The 20,431-nt window shown below is 63.1% G+C and carries 20 protein-coding genes and 1 pseudogene; 14 read left to right on the forward strand and 7 right to left on the reverse strand.

The annotated features are described in order from the left end of the window. Positions 1-110 precede the first annotated feature (110 nt). The gene (locus BLR85_RS09030) at positions 111-284 is read left to right on the forward strand and encodes a zinc-finger domain-containing protein (RefSeq protein ID WP_093154304.1); all 174 of its coding nucleotides are present in this window, start codon (positions 111-113) and stop codon (positions 282-284) included. Positions 285-655: 371 nt separating this feature from the next. Continuing rightward, positions 656-3,451 carry a DNA polymerase I gene (gene polA, locus BLR85_RS09035; protein ID WP_093154068.1) on the forward strand — a complete coding sequence of 932 codons (2,796 nt, stop codon included), beginning with the start codon at positions 656-658 and terminating at the stop codon, positions 3,449-3,451. Positions 3,452-3,487: 36 nt separating this feature from the next. Here the strand turns inward: polA and BLR85_RS09040 are convergent, their stop codons facing one another. Continuing rightward, positions 3,488-3,835 carry a CBU_0592 family membrane protein gene (locus BLR85_RS09040; RefSeq protein ID WP_139188341.1) on the reverse strand — a complete coding sequence of 116 codons (348 nt, stop codon included), beginning with the start codon at positions 3,833-3,835 and terminating at the stop codon, positions 3,488-3,490. Between the two features lie 346 nt (positions 3,836-4,181). Between BLR85_RS09040 and BLR85_RS09045 the strand changes: the two genes are divergently transcribed. After that, positions 4,182-5,099: a cation diffusion facilitator family transporter gene (locus BLR85_RS09045; protein ID WP_093154078.1), complete on the forward strand. Its 918-nt coding sequence runs from the start codon at positions 4,182-4,184 to the stop codon at positions 5,097-5,099. Between the two features lie 77 nt (positions 5,100-5,176). Continuing rightward, on the forward strand, positions 5,177-5,980 hold the full coding sequence (locus BLR85_RS09050) for a crotonase/enoyl-CoA hydratase family protein (RefSeq protein ID WP_093154084.1): 804 nt from the start codon (positions 5,177-5,179) through the stop codon (positions 5,978-5,980). A 54-nt stretch (positions 5,981-6,034) separates the two neighbouring features. Here the strand turns inward: BLR85_RS09050 and BLR85_RS09055 are convergent, their stop codons facing one another. Next, a complete protein-coding gene (locus BLR85_RS09055) occupies positions 6,035-6,700 on the reverse strand; it encodes a GntR family transcriptional regulator (RefSeq protein WP_093154308.1) in 666 nt (221 codons plus the stop codon). A 254-nt stretch (positions 6,701-6,954) separates the two neighbouring features. Between BLR85_RS09055 and BLR85_RS09060 the strand changes: the two genes are divergently transcribed. The 5 genes from BLR85_RS09060 (at position 6,955) to BLR85_RS09075 (ending at position 12,262) form a co-directional block, all read left to right on the forward strand. Continuing rightward, positions 6,955-8,001, forward strand: a complete 1,047-nt coding sequence (locus tag BLR85_RS09060) for a Gfo/Idh/MocA family protein (protein WP_093154089.1) — start codon at positions 6,955-6,957, stop codon at positions 7,999-8,001. A 231-nt stretch (positions 8,002-8,232) separates the two neighbouring features. Continuing rightward, positions 8,233-8,367, forward strand: coding sequence for a hypothetical protein (locus BLR85_RS30230; protein WP_280138472.1), 135 nt, complete (start codon positions 8,233-8,235; stop codon positions 8,365-8,367). Positions 8,368-8,487: 120 nt separating this feature from the next. Further along, positions 8,488-9,897 carry an aldehyde dehydrogenase family protein gene (locus tag BLR85_RS09065; RefSeq protein WP_093154094.1) on the forward strand — a complete coding sequence of 470 codons (1,410 nt, stop codon included), beginning with the start codon at positions 8,488-8,490 and terminating at the stop codon, positions 9,895-9,897. Then, positions 9,897-11,678, forward strand: coding sequence for a thiamine pyrophosphate-binding protein (locus BLR85_RS09070; protein ID WP_093154098.1), 1,782 nt, complete (start codon positions 9,897-9,899; stop codon positions 11,676-11,678). The genes BLR85_RS09065 and BLR85_RS09070 overlap by 1 nt, the downstream gene beginning before the upstream one ends. A 128-nt stretch (positions 11,679-11,806) precedes the next feature. Then, entirely contained in the window at positions 11,807-12,262 is a 456-nt protein-coding gene (locus tag BLR85_RS09075; protein ID WP_170844505.1) for an EF-hand domain-containing protein, read from the forward strand. 22 nt (positions 12,263-12,284) lie between these two features. Here the strand turns inward: BLR85_RS09075 and BLR85_RS09080 are convergent, their stop codons facing one another. From BLR85_RS09080 to BLR85_RS09095, 4 genes and pseudogenes are all read right to left on the reverse strand, one after another. Further along, positions 12,285-12,641, reverse strand: coding sequence for a hypothetical protein (locus tag BLR85_RS09080; protein ID WP_093154108.1), 357 nt, complete (start codon positions 12,639-12,641; stop codon positions 12,285-12,287). Between the two features lie 39 nt (positions 12,642-12,680). Next, positions 12,681-13,382: a flavodoxin domain-containing protein gene (locus BLR85_RS09085; RefSeq protein ID WP_093154112.1), complete on the reverse strand. Its 702-nt coding sequence runs from the start codon at positions 13,380-13,382 to the stop codon at positions 12,681-12,683. 370 nt (positions 13,383-13,752) lie between these two features. Next, positions 13,753-13,836 (reverse strand): annotated as a pseudogene (locus BLR85_RS30445) (hypothetical protein); the annotation flags it as partial. A 33-nt stretch (positions 13,837-13,869) separates the two neighbouring features. Further along, positions 13,870-14,331 (reverse strand): hypothetical protein, encoded by a 462-nt coding sequence (locus BLR85_RS09095; protein WP_170844506.1) that lies wholly within the window; start codon positions 14,329-14,331, stop codon positions 13,870-13,872. Here BLR85_RS09095 and BLR85_RS09100 point away from each other — a divergent pair. The 5 genes from BLR85_RS09100 to aguB all read left to right on the forward strand — a co-directional run bounded on the left by BLR85_RS09100 (position 14,296) and on the right by aguB (position 18,972). After that, the gene (locus BLR85_RS09100) at positions 14,296-14,937 is read left to right on the forward strand and encodes a formate/nitrite transporter family protein (RefSeq protein WP_093154125.1); all 642 of its coding nucleotides are present in this window, start codon (positions 14,296-14,298) and stop codon (positions 14,935-14,937) included. The two genes, BLR85_RS09095 and BLR85_RS09100, sit on opposite strands and share 36 nt — an antisense overlap. Before the next feature lie 26 nt (positions 14,938-14,963). Then, the gene (locus tag BLR85_RS09105) at positions 14,964-15,476 is read left to right on the forward strand and encodes a protein kinase domain-containing protein (protein WP_170844507.1); all 513 of its coding nucleotides are present in this window, start codon (positions 14,964-14,966) and stop codon (positions 15,474-15,476) included. A gap of 287 nt (positions 15,477-15,763) precedes the next feature. After that, positions 15,764-16,612 (forward strand): SHOCT domain-containing protein, encoded by an 849-nt coding sequence (locus tag BLR85_RS09110; RefSeq protein ID WP_093154135.1) that lies wholly within the window; start codon positions 15,764-15,766, stop codon positions 16,610-16,612. Between the two features lie 472 nt (positions 16,613-17,084). Next, entirely contained in the window at positions 17,085-18,116 is a 1,032-nt protein-coding gene (locus BLR85_RS09115) for a histone deacetylase family protein (protein ID WP_093154139.1), read from the forward strand. Beyond that, complete coding sequence (gene aguB, locus BLR85_RS09120; protein WP_093154143.1) at positions 18,109-18,972, forward strand: N-carbamoylputrescine amidase; 864 nt, start codon at positions 18,109-18,111, stop codon at positions 18,970-18,972. The genes BLR85_RS09115 and aguB overlap by 8 nt, the downstream gene beginning before the upstream one ends. Positions 18,973-18,976: 4 nt before the next feature. Here the strand turns inward: aguB and BLR85_RS09125 are convergent, their stop codons facing one another. Further along, positions 18,977-20,380 (reverse strand): amidase, encoded by a 1,404-nt coding sequence (locus BLR85_RS09125; protein WP_093154147.1) that lies wholly within the window; start codon positions 20,378-20,380, stop codon positions 18,977-18,979. Positions 20,381-20,431: the final 51 nt, after the last annotated feature.

A 20,431-nucleotide genomic window follows, 5' to 3' on the forward strand; every position in this document is an offset into this window, starting at 1 on the left:
CCGGCACTTGCCCGCGCACGGGCGTTCCCTATGATGCTGCGAACCTATTCCGAGCCGAGCGGCGCCACAAGCAGCCGCCGGACCAGATTGCCAGGAGCCTGTTCATGTCCGTGATCCCCCAGCCTCCCGAAACCGAGGTCGTAACCGCCAAGCGCGTCTGCTGTGATGGCGGCGAGGGAGCTTTGGGCCACCCAAGGGTCTGGTTGAGCCTGGGCGAGGATGGTGAAGTCGAGTGCCCTTACTGCGACAAGAAATTTGTCCTGGAAGGTAAATCCAAGACCTGATCCAAAAGCGATCGTTGGTGTCGTTCGCAATTCTGTCGGTCAACTTTGCGAACCAGGCTGCCAATCGGTGGCACGCGCTTCGCGCGCGCAAACGATCCTTTGGATTGTGCCTCCGGCGGAGGTATTTGGGGATAGATGAAGCCCAGAAGGGTATCTCTTCATTTTTCATCAAATACCTTGGGGGGAGCGCTCTCAAGAGCGCGTGGGGGGCAAAGCCCCCGACTTTTGCCAAGCCCTGCCATAACGTTCGGCCGGTGGACCATGCTTCGCCTGCGCACAGCCCCGGCGCCACTTCGGGTCGTGCCTGGCGGGCTGGTTCTCCCGCGCAGAACATGTCACCAAAGGCGAAGCATTGTTTCAGGGAGCGCGGAATGGCATTCGGCAAGGGACATCACCTGCATCTCATCGACGGCTCGGCCTTTATTTTCCGGGCCTATCACGCGCTGCCGCCGCTGACGCGCAAGTCCGACGGGTTGCCGGTGGGCGCCGTGGCGGGATTCTGCAACATGTTGCACCGCTATATCGAGGGTAATACCGGGCCGGATGCGCCGACGCACGCCGCGGTGATCTTCGATTACTCGGGCAAGACTTTCCGCAACGAGATCTATGATCTCTACAAGGCCAACCGTCCGCCCGCTCCGGAGGATCTTGTGCCGCAATTCCCGCTGACGCGGGAAGCGACGCGCGCATTCAACGTCGCTTGCGAGGAGATCGAGGGCTACGAGGCCGACGACATCATCGCCACGCTGGCCTGTCAGGCGCGCGAGGCCGGTGGGCGCTGCACGATCATCAGTTCCGACAAGGACCTGATGCAGCTTATCGGGGGCGGCGTCGAGATGCTCGACGCGATGAAGAACAAGCGGATCGGCATCGAGGAAGTCGAGGAAAAGTTCGGCGTCGGCCCGGAGCGGGTGGTCGATGTGCAGGCGCTGGCGGGCGACTCGGTGGATAATGTTCCCGGCGCACCGGGGATCGGCATCAAGACCGCCGCGCAACTCATTCAGGAATATGGCGATCTCGAAACGCTGCTGGACCGCGCCGAGGAAATCAAGCAGCCTAAGCGCCGCCAGACCCTGATGGAAAAGCGCGAGCAGATCGAAATGTCCAAGCGGCTCGTCACGCTGGATTGCGCCACCCCGCTCGCTTTTACCCTCGACGATCTGGAAGTGCGGGATCCGGAGCCGGAGGCGCTTCTGGGGTTCCTGGGAAAAATGGAATTCCGGACGCTTTCCAAGCGGATCGCCGATCAACTTGGCGTCGAGGCGCCGGCAATTGCGGAGGCGCCCGCGGCGACGACCGAAGCCGATGCCCCGGAAGCGCTGCCCTTCGATCACGCGAAATACGAGATCGTTCGCGATGCCGCGGCGCTCCAGGCTTGGATCGACCGGATCAACGCCATGGGTCGCGTCGCCGTAGATACGGAAACGACAGGGCTGGACGAGATGACCGTCGATCTGGTCGGGATCTGCCTTTGCGTTGAGGCGGGCGCGGCTTGTTACATCCCGCTCGGGCACAAGGCGGGCGGGGGCGAAGGCCTGTTTGCAGAGGAGGCATTGGCCGAAGGGCAGATGGCGCTCGAGGAGGCGCTCGCGCTCCTGAAGCCGGTTCTGGAAGATGAGGCCGTCCTTAAGATCGGCCAGAACATGAAATACGACGCCAAGATCCTGTCGCGCTATGGCATCGAAGTCATGCCTTATGACGACACGATGCTGCTCTCCTACGCCATGCATTCGGGGATGCATGGCCACGGGATGGACGCGCTTTCGGAGCGCTACCTCTCGCATGTTCCCATCCCGATCAAGGAACTGATCGGAAGTGGGAAAAGTGCAATCACCTTTGACAAGGTCGAAGTGGAAACGGCTGCAAAATATGCAGCCGAAGATGCTGACGTGACGCTCAGATTATGGAAATTGTTCAAGCCGCAATTGCACCTGAACAAGGTCACGACCGTCTACGAAACGCTGGAGCGGCCGCTTTCGCCGGTTCTGGCGCGGATGGAGATGGCCGGCGTGAAGGTCGACCGTGATACGCTCAGCCGCATGTCCAACGCGTTTGCGCAGAAGATGGCGGGGCTGGAGGCCGAGATTCACGAATTGGCGGGCGAGAGCTTCAATGTCGGCTCGCCCAAGCAGCTTGGCGAGATCCTCTTCGACAAGATGGGGCTGGAGGGCGGCAAGAAGGGCAAGACGGGCGCATGGTCGACCCCGGCGCAGGTTCTGGAAGACCTCGCCACGGAGCACGAGCTTCCGGCGCGGGTGCTGGACTGGCGCCAGCTTTCCAAGCTGAAATCGACCTATACGGACGCGCTGCAGGACCATATCAACCCTGAGACCGGCCGGGTGCACACCTCCTATATCCAGTCGGGCGCCAATACCGGCCGCCTCGCTTCGACCGATCCGAACCTGCAGAACATTCCCGTGCGCAGCGAGGAAGGCCGCCGTATCCGGGAGGCTTTCGTGGCCGAGCCGGGCAAGCTGTTGGTCAGTCTCGACTATTCCCAGATCGAACTGCGCATTCTTGCTCATGTGGCAGGGATCGATGCGCTGAAACAGGCCTTCCGCGAAGGGCAGGACATTCACGCCATGACGGCGTCGGAAATGTTCGATGTACCGCTGGACGAGATGACGCCCGATATCCGTCGACAGGCCAAGGCGATCAATTTCGGCGTGATCTATGGCATTTCGGGCTTTGGGCTGGCGCGGAACCTGCGGATTCCGCGCTCAGAGGCGCAGGGCTTCATCGACCGCTATTTCGAGCGCTTCCCCGGGATCCGGACTTACATGGACGACACGGTTGCCTTCGCCAAGGAGCATGGCCGGGTCGAAACGCTGTTCGGCCGCCGCATCCACACGCCGGAGATCAATGCCAAGGGGCCGGGCGCGGGCTTTGCCAAGCGAGCGGCGATCAACGCGCCAATCCAGGGCACGGCGGCGGACATCATCCGCCGGGCGATGATCCGGATGGAGGACGCAATCGCCGGTTTGCCAGCCAAGATGCTGTTGCAGGTGCATGACGAACTGATCTTTGAGGTGGCCGAGGACGCTGTGGACCAAACCATTGCGCGTGTCCGCGAGGTGATGGAGACCGCCGCCGAGCCGGCGGTGAGGATCGACGTGCCGCTTGTTGTCGATGCCGGGCAGGGGGCGAACTGGGCCGAGGCGCATTGAGTGCTCCGTCACCGCGCGCGGTGACGGAAGTCCGTCTCAACTTGCCTGCTCGCGGATTGCCCGTGGTGCGCCTTCACAGGTCAATGCCGCGGGACGTTCGTAGCGGAGCGGCGTCGATCTCGTTGGGGTCTCCTTACGGTCGGCGGAAGTGCCGGTGCGGCGGGCGAGCCCCCAGAGGCCGAATCCGATGAAACCTATCTGGATCAGGAAGGCCGCGAGATTGAACGAGTCGATCAGGCTCAAAAGGACGAGGGCTGCGGCAATGATCTTGAAGACCGAATAGGCCGTTCCATTACCGCAGGCGATGTCGCACTGGACCAGCACGAAACCGCCGACATAGACAATCGACCCTATTACGCCACAGATTTGAAGGAGGAGGGGCAAGTTGTCTTGAATCGGGACAGGGTTGAACATTGTTAAAGGTCCATAAAAAAAGGCACATGCCAAACGCAAACGATCCGGTTAATGCCGGAAATCAAACAAAATAGGGTCCAGAAAATCGACCCGTCACCGCTTTCTGTTCACCCTGGAGAAGGACCCGAATGGGAGTGCCGACTTTTCAGGTGATCAGCGACGACGGGGTTTATTCTACAGGAATTCGTCCTTCAGGGCACGCCAAATAAATCGACCGAAACCCGTAGCTTCTATGTCCATGGACCGATCGTGCCACCTAGATCTCCGGCGGCGAGAGAGGTAGCCCGGGATGGAAGAAACAGGTGTGAGGGACCCGATGCCGCACGACCATCATCATGACCATCACCACGGTCTCGATCCCGAGAGCGGCGACCGCCGGGTCTTTGTCGCCATCGCGGTGAACTTCCTGTTGACCTTCGTGCAGATCGTTGCCGGGGTCATTTCCGGCTCGCTCGCCCTGGTGGCTGATGCCATCCACAACCTGAGCGATGCGCTCTCGCTGGTAATCGCGTTTGCCGCCCGCAAGATCGCGCGCCGGCCGGCAGACGAGAAAATGACCTTCGGCTATGGCCGGGCCGAGGTCGTCGCGGCGCTGATCAACTATACCGTGTTGATCGTGATCGCCTTTTACCTCGCGGTTGAGGGCATCAATCGCTTGCTGGATCCGCCACAGGTGCAGGGCTGGCTGGTCGTTGTCGTGGCCGCTGTCGCGTTGGTGATCGACGCCGTGACAGCGTTGCTGATTTTCCGGATGTCGAAGGACAGCGTGAACATGCGCGCGGCCTTTCTTCACAACCTCATGGATGCCCTGGGCTCGGTGGCGGTCATCATCGGGGGCACGTTGATCCTGCTCTATGACTGGCGGCTGGTTGACCCGATCGTGACGCTGATGATCGCGGGCTATATCCTGTGGCATACGGCGCGCGAAATCGGCCCGGTCATTCGCATTCTCATGCTGGCCAGCCCGGGCTCGCCAACGGTCGAGGACGCGATCGCGAGTATGGAGGAATGCCCCGACGTGGTGGAGATTCACCACCTCCATCTGTGGCAGATGGGCGAACACGAGATTTCGCTGGAGGCCCATGTGGTGCTCGCACCCGGAGCGGCGGCCGCACCGGTCAAGGCGGCGCTCAAGACCCTTCTGGCAGACCGTTTCGGCATACGCCATTCGGTTCTGGAAATGGAAAGCGCCGCGGACCGTTGCGTGGACGCCAAACCGGTCGGTCACGCCTGAGCCGAAAGGACCCTCCGTCAAGCTTGACCTCAGCGTAACCTCTGGCCTTTGTTGCGCAAGGGACGGAGGAGAGCAGGATGTCACAGGAATTCGTGGAACTTATCGGGGCCGACGAGGCAATTGCCGAGGTGCGCCTGAACAGGCCCGAGAAGAAGAACGCGCTGACGCTCGAAATGCTGGATGCGCTGGTCGCCGCCGGTAAGGAATTGGCGAGCAAGCCAGGGCTGCGGGCGGTGATCCTGTCCGGCGAAGGGGGCGATTTCTCGGCCGGGCTCGACACCGGGGCGCTCATGGCGATGGCGGGCAAGATGGATGCGATCAAGCAGGAAATGCTCAGCCCGCCCGAGTGTGAGATCGCCAACCGCTTCCAGCTTCCGGCCGTGGTGTGGAGCCAGCTTGCCGTGCCGGTCATCGCTGCGCTGGAAGGGGTCTGTTTCGGCGGCGGCGCGCAAATCGCGCTCGGGGCGGATTTCCGTGTCGCCCGGCCGGACATGCGGTTTTCGATCATGGAAGGAAAATGGGGGCTGATCCCGGATATGGGCATCTCGCAGAGCCTGCCGAAGCTGCTGCCGGCCGACCGGGCGAAAGAGCTTATCATGACTGCCCGCGTGATCACGGGTGCGGAGGCGCATGCGCTTGGCCTTGTGACCCGGCTGTCGGACGCCCCGCGCCAGGAGGCCCGCGCCTTTGCCGAGGCCCTTGCCGGGCGTTCTCCCGACGCGATCCGTTCCGGCAAGCAATTGGTGGACGCGATCTATGCCGGCCAACCCGCCGAGCATCTGCGGCTGGAGGCCGTTCTGCAGGCGGAACTGATGGGGGCACCCAACCAGGTCGAGACAATCATGGCAAATATGCAGAAACGCCCGCCGGTCTATAGGTAAAGCTGCGCGGCCCGCGGCGCAGGACAAAGCTCTCCAACTGTAGCGACCCTTCCGTCAGGCGACTTCCTTCATCGCCTCCAGCGTGTGGGCCAGCCCTCCGCGGATGTGGGCTTCGAGGATTTCACTGGCTTTCGCCGCGTCCCGCGCGAGGGCGGCGTCGAGCATTGCGCGGTGTTCACGTACAGCGGTTTCGCCCCGATTGGTCAGCACGAGCATCTGGTAGCGCAGGTACTTGTCGTAAAGCAGCGCGTGCAGCGAGAGCAGGTTCCTGGAGTTGCAGGCCTGGATCAGGGCTAGGTGGAACTCCCAGTCATAGCGCTTCCACGCCTCTACCTCGGAGTGGTCTCCCTGCAGCATGCGCTGTTCCATGAGGTGCAGCTTGTGATGGGCGGCAACGAGATTGCCCTCCCATTCGGTATCTCCGTTCGAGATCGACAATTCCAGCGCGTGGCATTCCAACAATACCCGCAGGTTCGACACTTCGATGAGATCCTCGCGGGAGACGGGCGTTACGAAGAAGCCGCGCTGCTCGGGCGCATCGACGAAACCCTCGCTGGCCAGTCGGTTGAGCGTTTCGCGCAGCGTCGAGAGGCTCGCCGAGTACCGGTCCTTGAGTGGCTCCAGCTTGAGCTTCTCGCCTGGCGCGAGGACGCCGAAGATGATGTCGTGCTTGATCCGTTGGTAGGTGCTCGTCCCTACCGTCTTATGTGCTTTTGTCATCTTGGGCATTCATCAGATTTTTCAGATTTTGTCATGAATATAGACAGGCAGCAAAGTTGGCTCAACGAAAATTTAACAACCTATAAATTATAAAATATCAGAAATTATTGAAGGTTGTTGGCCTATACCCTAATCTCTCCGAAACAGTCGCGAGTCGCCGGAGGTGGCACCGCGCCGTTTTGGGAGGGAGAATTCATGTTCATTGGAAGCGAGAGACGAAAGGCGCGGGTTCGCTTTTCCGGGTGGGGTACGGCATGACGGCGGAAATTCGTATTGCTGTTGCAGGCGTCGGCCTTGTCGGGCGGCGCCATGTCGATGCGATCGCGAGAACGGCTGGGGCAGTCCTTGCCGGGGTCGTCGATCCCAGCGAGGAGGGACGCGCCTATGCGGACGCGAACGGGCTTCGCCATTTCGATACGCTCGAAGAGCTTTTGCGTGCGCAGGTCACGGACGGAGTCATCCTGTCGACACCGACGCCCCTGCATGTCGAACAGGCGCAGGCTTGCGTCGCGCAGGGGCTGCCCGTGCTGGTAGAAAAACCGCTGGCAACCTCGGCGGAGGCGGCCGCTGTGCTGGTCGCGGAGGCCGAACGCAAGGAAGTGCCGATCCTCGTCGGCCACCACCGGCGGCACAACCCGTTGATCCGGAAGGCCTGGGAGTTGATCGACGCCGGCGAGATCGGCCAGGTTCGAGCAGTTCAGGCAACCTCCTGGTTCTACAAGCCGGACGGGTATTTCGAGGTCGCGCCCTGGCGCAAACAGAAAGGCGCGGGGCCGATCTCGGTCAACCTCGTCCACGATGTGGACCTGATGCGCCATCTCTGCGGCGAGGTGATAAGCGTGCAGGCGCAGGCGACGCCCTCGCTGCGCGGTTTCGAGAACGAGGACGTCGCCGCGGCGGTATTTCGCTTCGAGAATGGCGGCATCGGCACGATCACCGTCTCCGATTCCATCGTCGCGCCATGGAGTTGGGAGCTGACCTCGCAGGAATACCCGATCTACCCGCGTACCTCCGAGAGCTGCTACCTGATCGGCGGGTCGCATGGTGCGCTCTCGCTGCCCGACCTCCGGCTCTGGCGTCACGGAGGTGAACGCGATTGGTGGAGCCCGATCAGCGCGACCTCGATGGTGCGGGAGTCCTCGGACCCGCTTCTGAATCAGATCACCCATTTCGCCGCCGTGATTCGAGGTGAGGAGGCGCCGTTGGTCAGCGGGCGCGAAGGGCTGCGCACGCTCAGGGTGGTCGAGGCGATTCAGGCTTCGGCCGAAACAGGAACGACCGTCACGATCTCTCGGGACTAAGATCCCGTAAAACGGGTCGCTCGGCGGAAAATCCAGATACCGATACCAGGGAGGGCAACGCGTTCGCGTAGCCCTTCCTTTGTCATCGACCTTGGCGGATGCAGCTTGGATCGGGCCTCCGGCAGAAGATCGTGCTCTCAAACTTCATAGTTGATAATTTAAAAAATATCGGATATTTTGAGAATCAAATGATTATTAATGCTGGCAATGCAAGTCCGAAAGGAACCCCAAATGTCCCATGAATTCAGGAATAACGGCGGCAGGTCGCTCCTTGCGCGGGCGATTCTTGCGTTGATCAAGGCGGCCACCCGGGAGCTGGTCCATTTCACCGCGCGCGAGGGCATTTCACCGCGCGCGAGGGCATGATCCAGCTCTCCCGCGACGCGCGGCTCAATTCAGGCGAGAGCTAAATCGACCTGGCAGGGAATGCGCGGTCCCGCCACCGCATGCCGGAGATGGCTGCCATTCAGGGAGACGAGGAACATTATGGCCAAAGAACTCACGGAACAAGAAGCGGCGCTGGCTGCGGAAATGCTGTCGCGCGCACGTGCGGCGATGGCCGAGATCGAGGATTGGAGCCAGGCCGACCTGGACCGCCTCTCGCAGGCCATTGCCTGGTACGCGGGCAACGCAAAGACTTTCACCCGACTGGCACAGCGCGGCGTGGATGAAAGCGGCATTGGCGACCGCGACGGTCGCCCGGGCAAGCGCTTCAAGATCCACATGGTTCTTCGCGACGTGCTGCGCACGCCTTCGACCGGTATTGTCGAAGTGGACGAGGCGAAAGGGTTGGTGAAATACGCCAAACCCGCCGGCGTGATCGCCTCGCTGATCCCGATGACCAACCCGGCCATGACGCCGCCGGTCACGGGCGTCTCCTCGGCCAACGCGCGCAACGCGGTGATCTTCTCACCGCATCCGCGCACCGCGGGGACGACCTATGAGATGGTCGAGGTGATGCGTGCGGCCTGCCGGGCCGTGGGCGCGCCGGAAGACTTGTTCCAGTCGATCCAGAAACCGTCGATCCCGCTGACGCAGCATTTGATGGAGATCTGCGACCTGACTCTGGCCACCGGTGGCAAGCCAATGGTCAAGGCTGCTTATTCCTCCGGCAAGCCGGCCTATGGCGTGGGCGCGGGCAACTCCTCCATCGTCATCGACGAGACGGCGGATATCGAGATCGCGGCCCAGAACACCCGCATATCCAAGACCTCCGATTTCGGCTCGGGCTGCTCGGCGGATGGCAATATCATCATCCAGCGTTCGATCTATGACCGCATGGTGAAGGCGCTGGAGGCCGAGGGCGGATACCTTTGCTCCGCTGTAGAGAAAGCGCTGCTGGAGAAAGCGATGTGGGACGAGAAGGGCAACCGCACCTTCCCGACTATCGCCTGCCGTCCGCAACAGACGGCGGATGTGGCCGGCTTTTCCATCCCCGAGGACCGCAAGTTCCTGATGGTCGAGAACCAGGGCCAGATCGGTCCTGAGCACAAGTTCTCCAAGGAGAAGCTGACCACGCTCATGGCGCTCTACCATTTCGAGACCTTCGACGACGCGCTGGAGACCGTCCGCCAGATCTACGAGACCGGCGGCAAGGGCCATTCCTGCGGGATCTACTCGCATGATGACGCGAATATCGACGCGCTCGCCCGTCTCGCGCCGGTCAGCCGGATGATGGTCCGTCAGCCGCAATCCAAGGCGAATGCCGGTGCCTGGACCAACGGTATGCCGATGACCTCATCCCTCGGCTGCGGGATCTGGGGCGGCAATATCACCAATGAGAACGTCACCATGAAACACATGATGAACTACACTTGGGTGAGCCGTCCGATCCCGGAGGACCGGCCCTCCGAAGAAGAGCTGTTCGGTGAGTTCTACGGCAAGGAAGCGCTGTGATGGCGAACGACAAGACCGTCGCTGAACATATCGTCGATTTCCTTGAGCGGCGGGAGATCACCCACGTCTTCGGCCTCTGCGGTCATACCAATATCGCCGTGCTGGCGGCATTGGCCGGGAGCCCGATCGCGTTTGTGAACGTACGCCATGAACAGATCGCCAGCCACGCCGCCGATGCCTATGCACGCGTGCAGGGCAGGGCGTCTGTCGTGCTCTCGCATCTGAGCCCCGGCCTCACCAACTGTGCGACCGGCGTCGCCAATGCCGCGCTGGACTGCATCCCGATGGTGGTGATCGCGGGCGATATTCCGACCCATTACTACGGCAAGCACCCGCACCAGGAGGTGAACCTGCACGCGGATGCCCAGCAATACGAGATCTACCGTCCTTTCGTTAAACGCGCCTGGCGCGTGGACCGGGCGGAGCTGATGGCGGAGATCCTCGAAAAGGCCTTTCACCTGGCCGAGAGCGGGCAGCCAGGGCCGGTGCTGGTTAACGTGCCGATGGATATCTTCTCGGAGGTGATCCCGTCGGACAGCTTCGAACGCATCGCCGGCAATACCCGCGCGCTGGTGAAGCCGTCGTTGGATGATGAGACCGCGCGCGCCATCGTGCGGAAACTGGCCGAGGCCGAGAAGCCGGTGATCTATGGCGGCGGCGGCATCCTGCTGGCGAAGGCCTCCGAGGAGCTGCGCGACTTTGTCGATCAAATGCAGATCCCGGTGGCGCATTCGTTGATGGGCAAGGGCCTGCTGCGCGACGACCACCCGCTCGTGCTCGGCATGACCGGTTTCTGGGGAACCTCGCTCACGAACAATGCTTGCCTTGAGGCGGATGTCGTCTTTGCCATCGGTACCCGGTTCAAGGAGGCGGACTGCTCCTCCTGGTATCCCGGCTACACCTTCAATATCGGCGGCAAGGGGGACAAGACGAAGGTCATCCATATCGATATCGAACCGCAGGAGATCGGTCGTAACTACCCGACCGAGATCGGCGCGGTGGCCGATGCAAAAGCGGCGCTCAGGGTGCTGATCCGGGTGGCGAAGGAGATGTATCCGGACGGCTTCCAGCGGCCCGAAATGGTCGGCAAGATCGCAGCGTTTCGCGTGGCCTTCAAGGAAAGCAACCGCGAGTTGGCAACCTCCAGCGCCTTCCCGATGATGCCGGAGCGCATCCTTGCCGATACCCGCGCGGCCCTGCCGGAGGACGCGATCATTACCACCGATGTTGGCTGGAACAAGAACGGCGTCGGCCAGCAATTCGACATCCTGACCCCCGGCTCGATCCTGACCCCGGGCGGCTTCGCCACCATGGGTTTCGGCCCGCCGGGGGCCATCGGGGCCAAGCTCGCCGCACCCGACCGGGTGGTGCTCAGCCTCGTCGGTGACGGTGGATTCGGCCAGAACCCGGCCATGCTCGCCACGGCGGTGGAACTGGATCTTGCCATCATCTGGCTGGTGATGAACAACAACGCCTTCGGCACCATCGCTGGACTGCAGAAGGCGCATTACGGCCTGACCTATGGCACAACTTTCGCCGGCTCCGTCGAGGCCCCCACCAACGGGCCGGGCTATGCGGAGATCGCGAGGGCCTATGGCGCCGAAGGGCTGCGGATCAGTTCGGCCGACGCGCTTCTGCCCGCGCTCAAAGCGGCGATTGCCAGTGGTCGTCCGACCGTTCTGGACGTGCCGATGATCAACAATCCGACGCCCACGACCGGGCATTGGAACATCCTCGACATCTATTCGCCCGGCAAGGATGTCTCCCACGTGGCCACCTGACGGCTGCGTGGGTTCGTCGGGCAGGGCGCGCGTCGACGGCGCGCGCCCATGATCCTGCTGACAAGCGACGGAAACAGGCGCAGACTGCGTATCAGAAATGCGCGACGATGATTCATTGGGAGGAGTTCATGACTCGCTTCGCATTTCCGATTGCAATGGCCCTCGTTCTGTTCGGCAGCTCTGCCATGGCGCAGCAATTCGTGCCGGGTGGAAACATGCTGACCCGGTGGGACGCGAACAATGATGGCAGGGTAACCCTTGCCGAGATCCAGTCCGGACGTGCCGCCTATTTCGACGCCTATGACACGAACCGGGATGGCGCGCTTTCCTCTGCCGAGTTCGATCGCATCTCGCCGCAATCCAATGGCGGGCGTCAGGCGAACGGCCTGCGCGGGACAGCCGGCGTTCTGCGCAGCCAGATAGACACCAATCGTGACGGCTACATTTCCCGCAAGGAATACGTGGACGGTGCGCGGCTCTGGCGGGACCGGATGGACCTGAACGGGGACGGCGTGCTGACCTCTGCGGATTTCGGACGCTCGCAGGGTGGCAAAGGGCGCGGCATGCGCTGGAACAACGGCTGACGCATCCTTATCCCGGCAACTTTTACCTGCGGCCGTCCGGGAATATCTCGGAAGGTCGTCCTGTTTGTTGTGGCGGATGAAACGAGCAGGGCTCGTAGTAGACGTCTCTCTGGTAGCGGTGCTCCGAAGACAGGCGGTCCAGATAGCGAGACGCCTCTTCGCTCGACAGGCCGCCATGCCGGGCGATCACGTCCAGCAATGTCCTTTCCACGCCCACGTCCACGTCCGCGGCCATGCGCGTGGCGTCGCCGCAGATATAGATCGCCGCGCCTTGTTCCAACCAGCGGAAAGCCTCCGCCCCGTCCTGCTCCAGCAGGGTCTGGACATAGATCTTCTCGGTCCCGTCGCGGGACCATGCGAGACTGGTCCGGTTCAGCAATCCACTTTGCTGCCAGCGCCCGATCTGGTCGCGATAGAGTTAATCGCAGGCTTCGTGCTGATCGCCGAAAAAGAGCCAGTTCGGCCCTTCCGCCCCGCGTGCGTCACGCTCTTCGAGGAAGGCGCGGAGAGGGGCGATGCCGGTGCCCGGGCCGATCATGATCAGCGGGCGCGTGTCGTCCTCGGGCAGGTGAAAATGCGCCGAGCGCTGGATATAGACGCCGACCATGCTGCCGGGAGCCAACCGCTCGCCGAGATAGGTGGAGGCGCCGCCCTGCCGGTCCGAACCGAACAACTGGTAGCGAACCTCGCCCACCGTCAGGTGCTCCTCGCCGGGATGCGTCTTCGGACTTGGGGAGATCGAGTAGAGCCGCGGCTGCAGCGGGCGCAGCCCGTCCACCTGCACTTGCGCCTCCGGCGTGAAATCCGGCCGTCGCAACAAGTCGATGACCTGCATGTCCTCGGGCCGCGCCTCCACCGCCCAGGCCTCCAGCGTTTTCGGCGTGACCGTGCTCAGGTCCAGCCAGGTCAGCAGCGCCGAGCGCAATGCCGCGGGGCCGGTTTTCAGCTGGACGGTCTCGGGGCCCTTGAGCCCGGTTACTTCCGGGATCGCCGCCACCTCGTCGGGGGCATTTACCGGCAAGACGCCAAGCGCATCGCCGATCGCGTAGTCGAGATCCGCGCCGCCACCGGCCAGTAGAAAGCTCGATATGGTTGACGGATTTTGCCGACTCCGCGCCACTCAACCGCTCGGAGGCTATAAGCGAGGCCATGAACGGGCGGTTCTTGTCGAAAGCCGGACCGGCCTCGACCGGCTCGGGCGCTGCGGCGCCCGCCAGCCCGATATCGCCGATATAATGCTGGGCGCAGGAATCTGCGCAGCCGGTGAAATGGATGTTGATCGGGCTGTCCAGCGTGAAGCGTGCCTCCAGGTGGCGCACCAGCGCGGTCGCATCCTGCTTGCTATAGGCCGAGGCCAGCGTGCAGCCCGATTTGCCGGTGCAGGCGACAGCGCCGGCGGCAAAGGCGGTGGCCCTCGTGCTCAGCCCGAGCGCTTCGATCTCGGCGCAGACCGCATCCACATGCGAATCGGCCACACCCACGATCAACGGGTTCTGCCAGACGGCGAGCCGGATATCGTTGCTGCGAAATCGCGCCGCGATCCGGCCAAGCCCGCGCATCTGCTCCGGTGACATCCTCCCCAGCTCCAGCGCCACGCTGATAAAGTTCTACCCCGGCTGTTTTCGCGGATGCACCCCGATATGTCCCTGCCGCTTGATCGCCGGGCGCGGCGCATCATGCGCGGGCGCGAGCGGGGTCAGCCGCACGCCGGTTCCGAAAGCGTCGAGCTTCTCCTGCGTCCGGGCGCAGAGCCACTCGAAGCCCTTGTCGTCCAGCAGGTATTTCAGCTGCGCCTTGGCACGCCTTGCCGCGATTGGAGCGGTCTCCACGCCCTGACCGTTTGCCCGCACCTCCACGGCGAGAGAGCCGATATCGTTGGTGTTGGAGACGCAAGAGATGGAGCCGGCATTGTCGAAGGCGATACTGAACTTGCGCGGGATGCCCTGCGGCTCGCGGGTGCGCAGGATGTTGGCGGGCGTGCGCAGGCGCATCATGTAGCCGGGGCTGTTCGGCTCGACATTGAAGAAGCCGAGATGGCGCAGCAGCAACTGGTCGAGCCCGGTGGCCAACTGCCCGTCGGCCTCCGACTGCTCCAGCTGGCGCAACATGTCGAGCGGGTGCAGCTTGTGCTTGGCGCGCTGCTCTTCCCGGTCGGTTTCTGTACCCTCTGCCTGCTGGGCTTAAACCTGCTGACCGGCGTGTTCACCCTCGTGCCGCTGGCCTATTCGGACAAGCGCCCGGGCATCGACTTCAAGGCGCTGCTGTGCAACTGGGGCCTTGTCTTTGTCGGCAATTTCGTCGGCGCCTCGGGGATGCTGACGCTCTTCATCCGTGCCGTGATGCGCGACTGGATGGTCTCCACCGGCGTTTTCGCCGCGATGATATCCACCTCCGTCTCCGGCAAGGTCATCGCCATGTCGATGCCGAACCTGATCTTCTTCTATCTCGACTTCGAGCATTCCATCGTAAACATGTTCCTCTTCCCCTCGGGGCTGCTGCTGGGCGGTGAGTTCACCATCATGGACTACCTGCTCTGGAACGAGATCCCGACCGTTATCGGCAACCCGGTGGGCGGGGTAACCTTCGTCGGCGCGATGATCTACTCCACGCATTACAAGACCGCGCCCTCACGCAAGGTTGAGAGCGACGACTCCGTGGGCGTGCCCGCCGAGTAATCCGCAATCCACCGGAAGCCCAGCCCGTGTGCGGGGTTTCCTCCTTTCCGGAGCGCCAAGATGCCACGAGACAGTGCCACGCCACCGCGCCGAACGGCCAGCGGGTCGCGCTCAAGATTCTTTCCACCGAGGCCAAGGAAGACAGCGCCTGGCTGCGCCGCTTCCTGATGGAGGAATGGATCGCCCGCCGGCTCGACTCGTCGAATGAGCTCAAACCCGCGCCCGCGCCGGAGAGCCGGTCGAGCCTCTACGTGCTTACCGAGTTCGTCGAGAGGCAGACCCTGCGCCAGTGGATGGCGGATCAGGAGAGCGTCAGCCTGATACAGTTCCGCGGAATTATGGGGCAGGCGATCGGCGGGTTGCGCGCCTTTCACCGCAAGCAGATGCTGCATCAGGATCTGCGTCCAGAAAACCTGATGATCGACGCCGATGGCACGGTGAAGATCATCGATTGCGGCGTCACCCGCGTCGAACATCCCAAGGGCGACCGGGCGAAGGTCGAGATGTCGGGCAAGTATCTCTCTTACAACGCCTGGTAAGCACGAGGTCGGGCGCGTTTGCCCTCTGGCTCTTTCAGCCGGTGCCGGGGCTTCCCGACGCCGGCTGTTTGGTATCGGCGAGTGTGGCGGTTAATCGGCATCGCTCCCCTTGGTGGTGAAACCGGTGCGAAAGAGCTCGGAGCCGAAGGACGCCGCGCCCGGCGCCTTTTCATCCAGGGGCAAGAATCCCCTGTGGCACAGGGCTGAGCTGTGTTAGGAGCCCGCTTGATCTCAAGACGAACCCATAGATTTTTGACCAGATTTTCTGGATGAACAGGAGCCTTCCAATGTCGCACCTCAGCCCTGAGGGGCAAGCCGTCGTAAACGACGTATCCGTACGCCATGGGTTCAGCCCGGATGCTGTCACCCATGTGCTGATCGCGCTGGATCAGGGCGGCGGCAGCCAGGCACAGTTCAACCATTTCGAACTGGGAGGCATGGGCCAGTGGTCGATAGGTGGGATGACCATGATCGGCGACATGTTCAACAACGGTCTCAAGGCCCGGGTCGACGGCCTGTGCTCGGAATTGTCGAACGCGCTGATGAACACGCAGGTGTTTCAACCGCCCGCGCCGCAGCCGGTGTCCTATCAGGGCCAGTCCCAGAGCAGCGGCGGCATGCAGATGCAAGGCTCTGGCGGCATGGGCCAGTCGAGCCTGTTCGTGCCGGGGCCGGGGTCCAGCAACTGGTGGCCGCAGGATCTGGGTCAGCCCGGATCGACGGGCGCACAGAATGACCTGCGCTACGCCTATTTCCCGATGATGTCCCGGCTGGCGATCCAGCAGGGCGGCCATGTGACCGTCTATGACACCGGTCAGCATCAGATCGGGGGCTTTGGCCAGCAACAAAGCGGCGACCAGTCGCTGACCTTCACCAGCCAGTTCGGGCTCGTGCGGGTTGCCGACCTGCCAGTCGTGCCGATGGGCGGTGCCGCGCCGGCAGCGAACCCGGAGCCCACGCCCGCGGAAATGCCTGCCAGTGTTGTCGAACCGGCGCAGCCGGTGACAAGCGCACCGGCGGTCGACAGCAATGCGATATTCGACAGCCTCGAAAAGCTGGGCCAGCTGCGCGACAGAGGCATCCTGACCGATGCCGAGTTCGACCAGAAGAAAATGGAACTTCTGTCGCGGCTCTGATCGCACCAAGCGAGCCGGTGCGAAGAATTCGTTTCGGTTCATGGGAATAGTCGCATTCGCCTGAAAAAAAGGCGGGCCGCGGAGCACGCGGCCCGCTTTGAAAGACCCATCACGTCCGCCTCTTTTGCGGGTTTTCTGGAATGAGCTCGTCCATCTATATCGTGGCCTTCGATTCTCCCGAAGATTCACTCGCGGCCCCGCGCTACGGTGCAGCAAATGCGCGTCGCAGCTTGCTGTCGAGCCGTCATCCTCGCCGATGGCGTATAGGGCATTGCGGAATGTGTCCGGTCCCGAGACGGGGTTTGGGCCTGCCAAGCCGGATTGATGCCCAGCGAGGCAAGCGTCTGTGCATATTCCTTACGCTGACATGTCAGATTTCGGCGGGATAGCGCGGTTGGATCGGGCTATTATGCTTGACCTTTGACGTACAGCGGCCGAACGCTTTGCTGAAAAACCACGCAAGAGGCTCGAAGTGAAGGTATTTTTCAGCGAGGAACACCGACGACATTTCCCGCAGGCGGAACTGTGTGGCGGCGAGTTCGTCACCCCGTTCGAACGGCCGAGCCGGGTGGAATACGTGCTCGGGCGGCTTAAGGAACAAGGGCTCACCGACATCGTCGCCCCCGGTCCGGTGGACATGGCGCCGATCCGGACGCTGTGCGATCCGGGCTATCTCGACTTCCTCGAAAACGCCTGGGACGAGTGGAAGGCCGAAGGCTTCGCAGGCGAGGTGATCGCCGCGAATTTCCCGGCGCGGCGCATGCAGATATCCCGCCCGCCGCGCAATATCGACGGCAAGGTTGGTTATTACTCGCTGGCCTCGGAGACCGCGCTCACCAACGGCACATGGGCGGCGGCGCTCTCCTCGGCGGCATCCGCGCAAGCCGCGCAGGCCCATGTCGCCGCCGGCGCGAAATCGGCGTTCGCGCTGTGCCGCCCGCCGGGGCACCATGCCACCGCCGACATGTTCGGCGGCTATTGCTTCCTCAACAACGCGGCGCTGGTGGCCGAGGCCTTCCGCCGTGACGGTGCAGGGCGGGTGGCAATCCTCGATATCGACTTCCACCACGGCAATGGCACGCAGGACATCTTCTACGGGCGCGGCGATGTCTTCTTTGCCTCGTTGCACGGCGCGCCGGAGGACGCCTTTCCCTATTTCCTCGGCTATGCGGACGAGACCGGCATCGGTGCCGGTGAGGGGGCGAATGCGAATTACCCGATGCTGCCGGGCACGGCCTATGATGTCTGGTCCGGCGCGCTCGACACGGCGCTGGCGCGAATCCGTGCGTTTGGCGCCGAGGCGCTGGTGATCTCTCTGGGCACGGATGCCTACAAGGACGACCCGATCAGCTTCTTCAAGCTCGACTGCCCCGATTTCCTCGATGCCGGGCGTCGGATCGGCTCGCACGGCCTACCAACCGTCTTCTGCATGGAAGGTGGCTATGCCATCCAGCAGGTTGGCATCAATACCGTGAACGTTCTGGAAGGATTCCTTGATGCGTGAAGTTACCATCGCCGTCACACAATTTGCCTGCTCCGACGATCATGGCGCGAATGCCGACCGTGCCGAGGCGCTGGTCCGGCAGGCCGCCGCGGAGGGCGGGCAGGTGATCCTGTTGCAGGAGCTGTTCCACGGCCCCTATTTCTGCATCACCGAAGACCCGCGCTATTTCGACTTGGCCGCACCCTTCGAGGGCAACCCGCTGATCGCGCGTTTCGCAGAGCTTGCCCGCGAGTTGGGCGTGGTGCTTCCGATCTCCTATTTCGAGCGCGCGGGGCAGGCGCATTTCAATTCGCTTGCGATGGTCGATGCCGATGGCAAGGTGCTCGGAAACTACCGCAAAAGTCATATCCCGCAGGGGCCGGGCTACGAGGAGAAATTCTATTTCTCTCCGGGCGATACCGGCTTCAAGGTCTGGGAAACGGCGTTTGGCACCATCGGCGTGGGCATCTGCTGGGACCAGTGGTTCCCGGAGGCGGCGCGCGCAATGGCGCTTCAGGGCGCGGAGATGCTGCTCTATCCGACCGCGATCGGCTCGGAGCCGCCGGCGCCGGACTATGACAGCCAACCGCATTGGGAGATGACGATGCGCGGCCATGCGGCGGCGAACATCATGCCTGTCGCGGCATCGAACCGGATCGGGCGCGAGGTGCATGACGGACGGGAGGTGACCTTCTACGGCACCTCTTTCATTGCCGATCAGACCGGGCAACTGGTGACCCAGGCAGGACGGCAGGACGAGGCGGTGCTGTTGGCGCGTTTCGATCTCGACAAGATCGGCGCGCTTCGGCGGAGCTGGGGCCTTTTCCGCGACCGGCGCCCAGAGCTTTACCGGCCCCTGATGCAGCTCGGCGGCTGACGGATCAGAGCGGCGGCGGGCGGCGCCCCGGCCAGTCCGTCGCCGCGTGATAGGCATCCCCCATGGCGAGGATCGGGGCATCGGCCCCGGTCGGGCCAAAGAGTTGCATCCCCATCGGCAGGCCGCCCTCCGAGAAGCCCGCCGGCAGCCCGAGGCAGGGCAACCCGGCGAGGCTGACCGGCACAACCACTTCCATCCAGCGGTGATAGGTGTCCATCTGGCGGCCGGCGATGGTTTCGGGCCAGCGCCGGTCGACGGGGAATGGCCAGACCTGCGCCGAGGGCAGGGCGAGCGCGTCGTAGCTTGCGAAAAGCTCCGAGGTGCGTTTGTACCAGCGCGAACGGGTCATGCTGGCAGCGTAGAACTCGGCAGCGGTCAGGGTTGCGCCCTGCTCGATCTCCCAGAGAGTTTCAGGCTTGGTGAGCGCCCGCTTGGCGGGATCGCTCGCATAATCGCCCTTCGCGCCGGCGTTGAGGCCCGCGCGGAGTGTTGTCCACGAGGCCCACAGCTCCTCGGCGGGAAAGGGCGGCGCGAGCGGCTCGACCGTGGCGCCGAGACTCTCGAAGACCGTCAGCGCGGCTTCGCAGGTCTCAAGGATACCGGACTCCATTGGGTAAGCGCCGCCCCAATCGGCGAGCCAACCGATGCGCTTGCCGGAAAGGGGAACGCCGAAATGGGCGGTGAAATCTTCCGGTGCGCGGCAGAAGGGCACCTCCGGGTTCGGACCGGCGAGAACGGAGAGAAGGAGCGCAATGTCGCGCGGGCTGCGGGCCATCGGGCCTTCGGTTGCGATCGTATGCAGGAAGGTCTCGCCGCCGGCATCCTGCGGCACCAGCCCCCAGGAGGGGCGGAAGCCGTAGACATTGTTGAAGGCGGCGGGGTTGCGCAGCGAGCCCATCATGTCGGAGCCGTCGGCAAGCGGCAGCATCCGCGCGGCCAGCGCGGCGCCTGCGCCGCCCGAGGAACCGCCGGCGCTGCGGGAGAGGTCATAGGGGTTTCGCGTCGGCCCGAAGACCGGGTTGAACGTATGCGAGCCGTGGCCCCATTCGGGCGTGTTGGTCTTGCCGATGAGGATCGCGCCGGCCGCTTTCAGCCGGGCTGCGACCAACTCGTCCGCCTCGGGGACATGATCGGCGAAGAGGGGCGAGCCGAAGGTGGTGCGGATGCCCTTCGTCGCCACCAGATCCTTCACCGCGATGGGCAGGCCCGCGAGCGGGCCATTGCGAGGTTGCGCGGCCTCGGCGAGCAGTTCCGCGCGCGGGCGCAGGGTGACGATGGCGTTGACCTTGTCATTGACCGCCTCGATGCGTTCGAGAAAAGCGGCCATCACATCGGGCGGCGAAAGCGTTCCCGCGCGCATTTCCGCGAGAAGACGGGTTGCGGTGAAATCGATGAGCTGTTCCGGCATCCTGCCCTCCAAATGAAGACGGGCGCCGAAGCGCCCGCCCGTCTTGCATCG

It is taken from the genome of Aliiruegeria lutimaris (genome assembly GCF_900099935.1).
In the GTDB taxonomy this organism is placed as follows: domain Bacteria; phylum Pseudomonadota; class Alphaproteobacteria; order Rhodobacterales; family Rhodobacteraceae; genus Tropicimonas; species Tropicimonas lutimaris.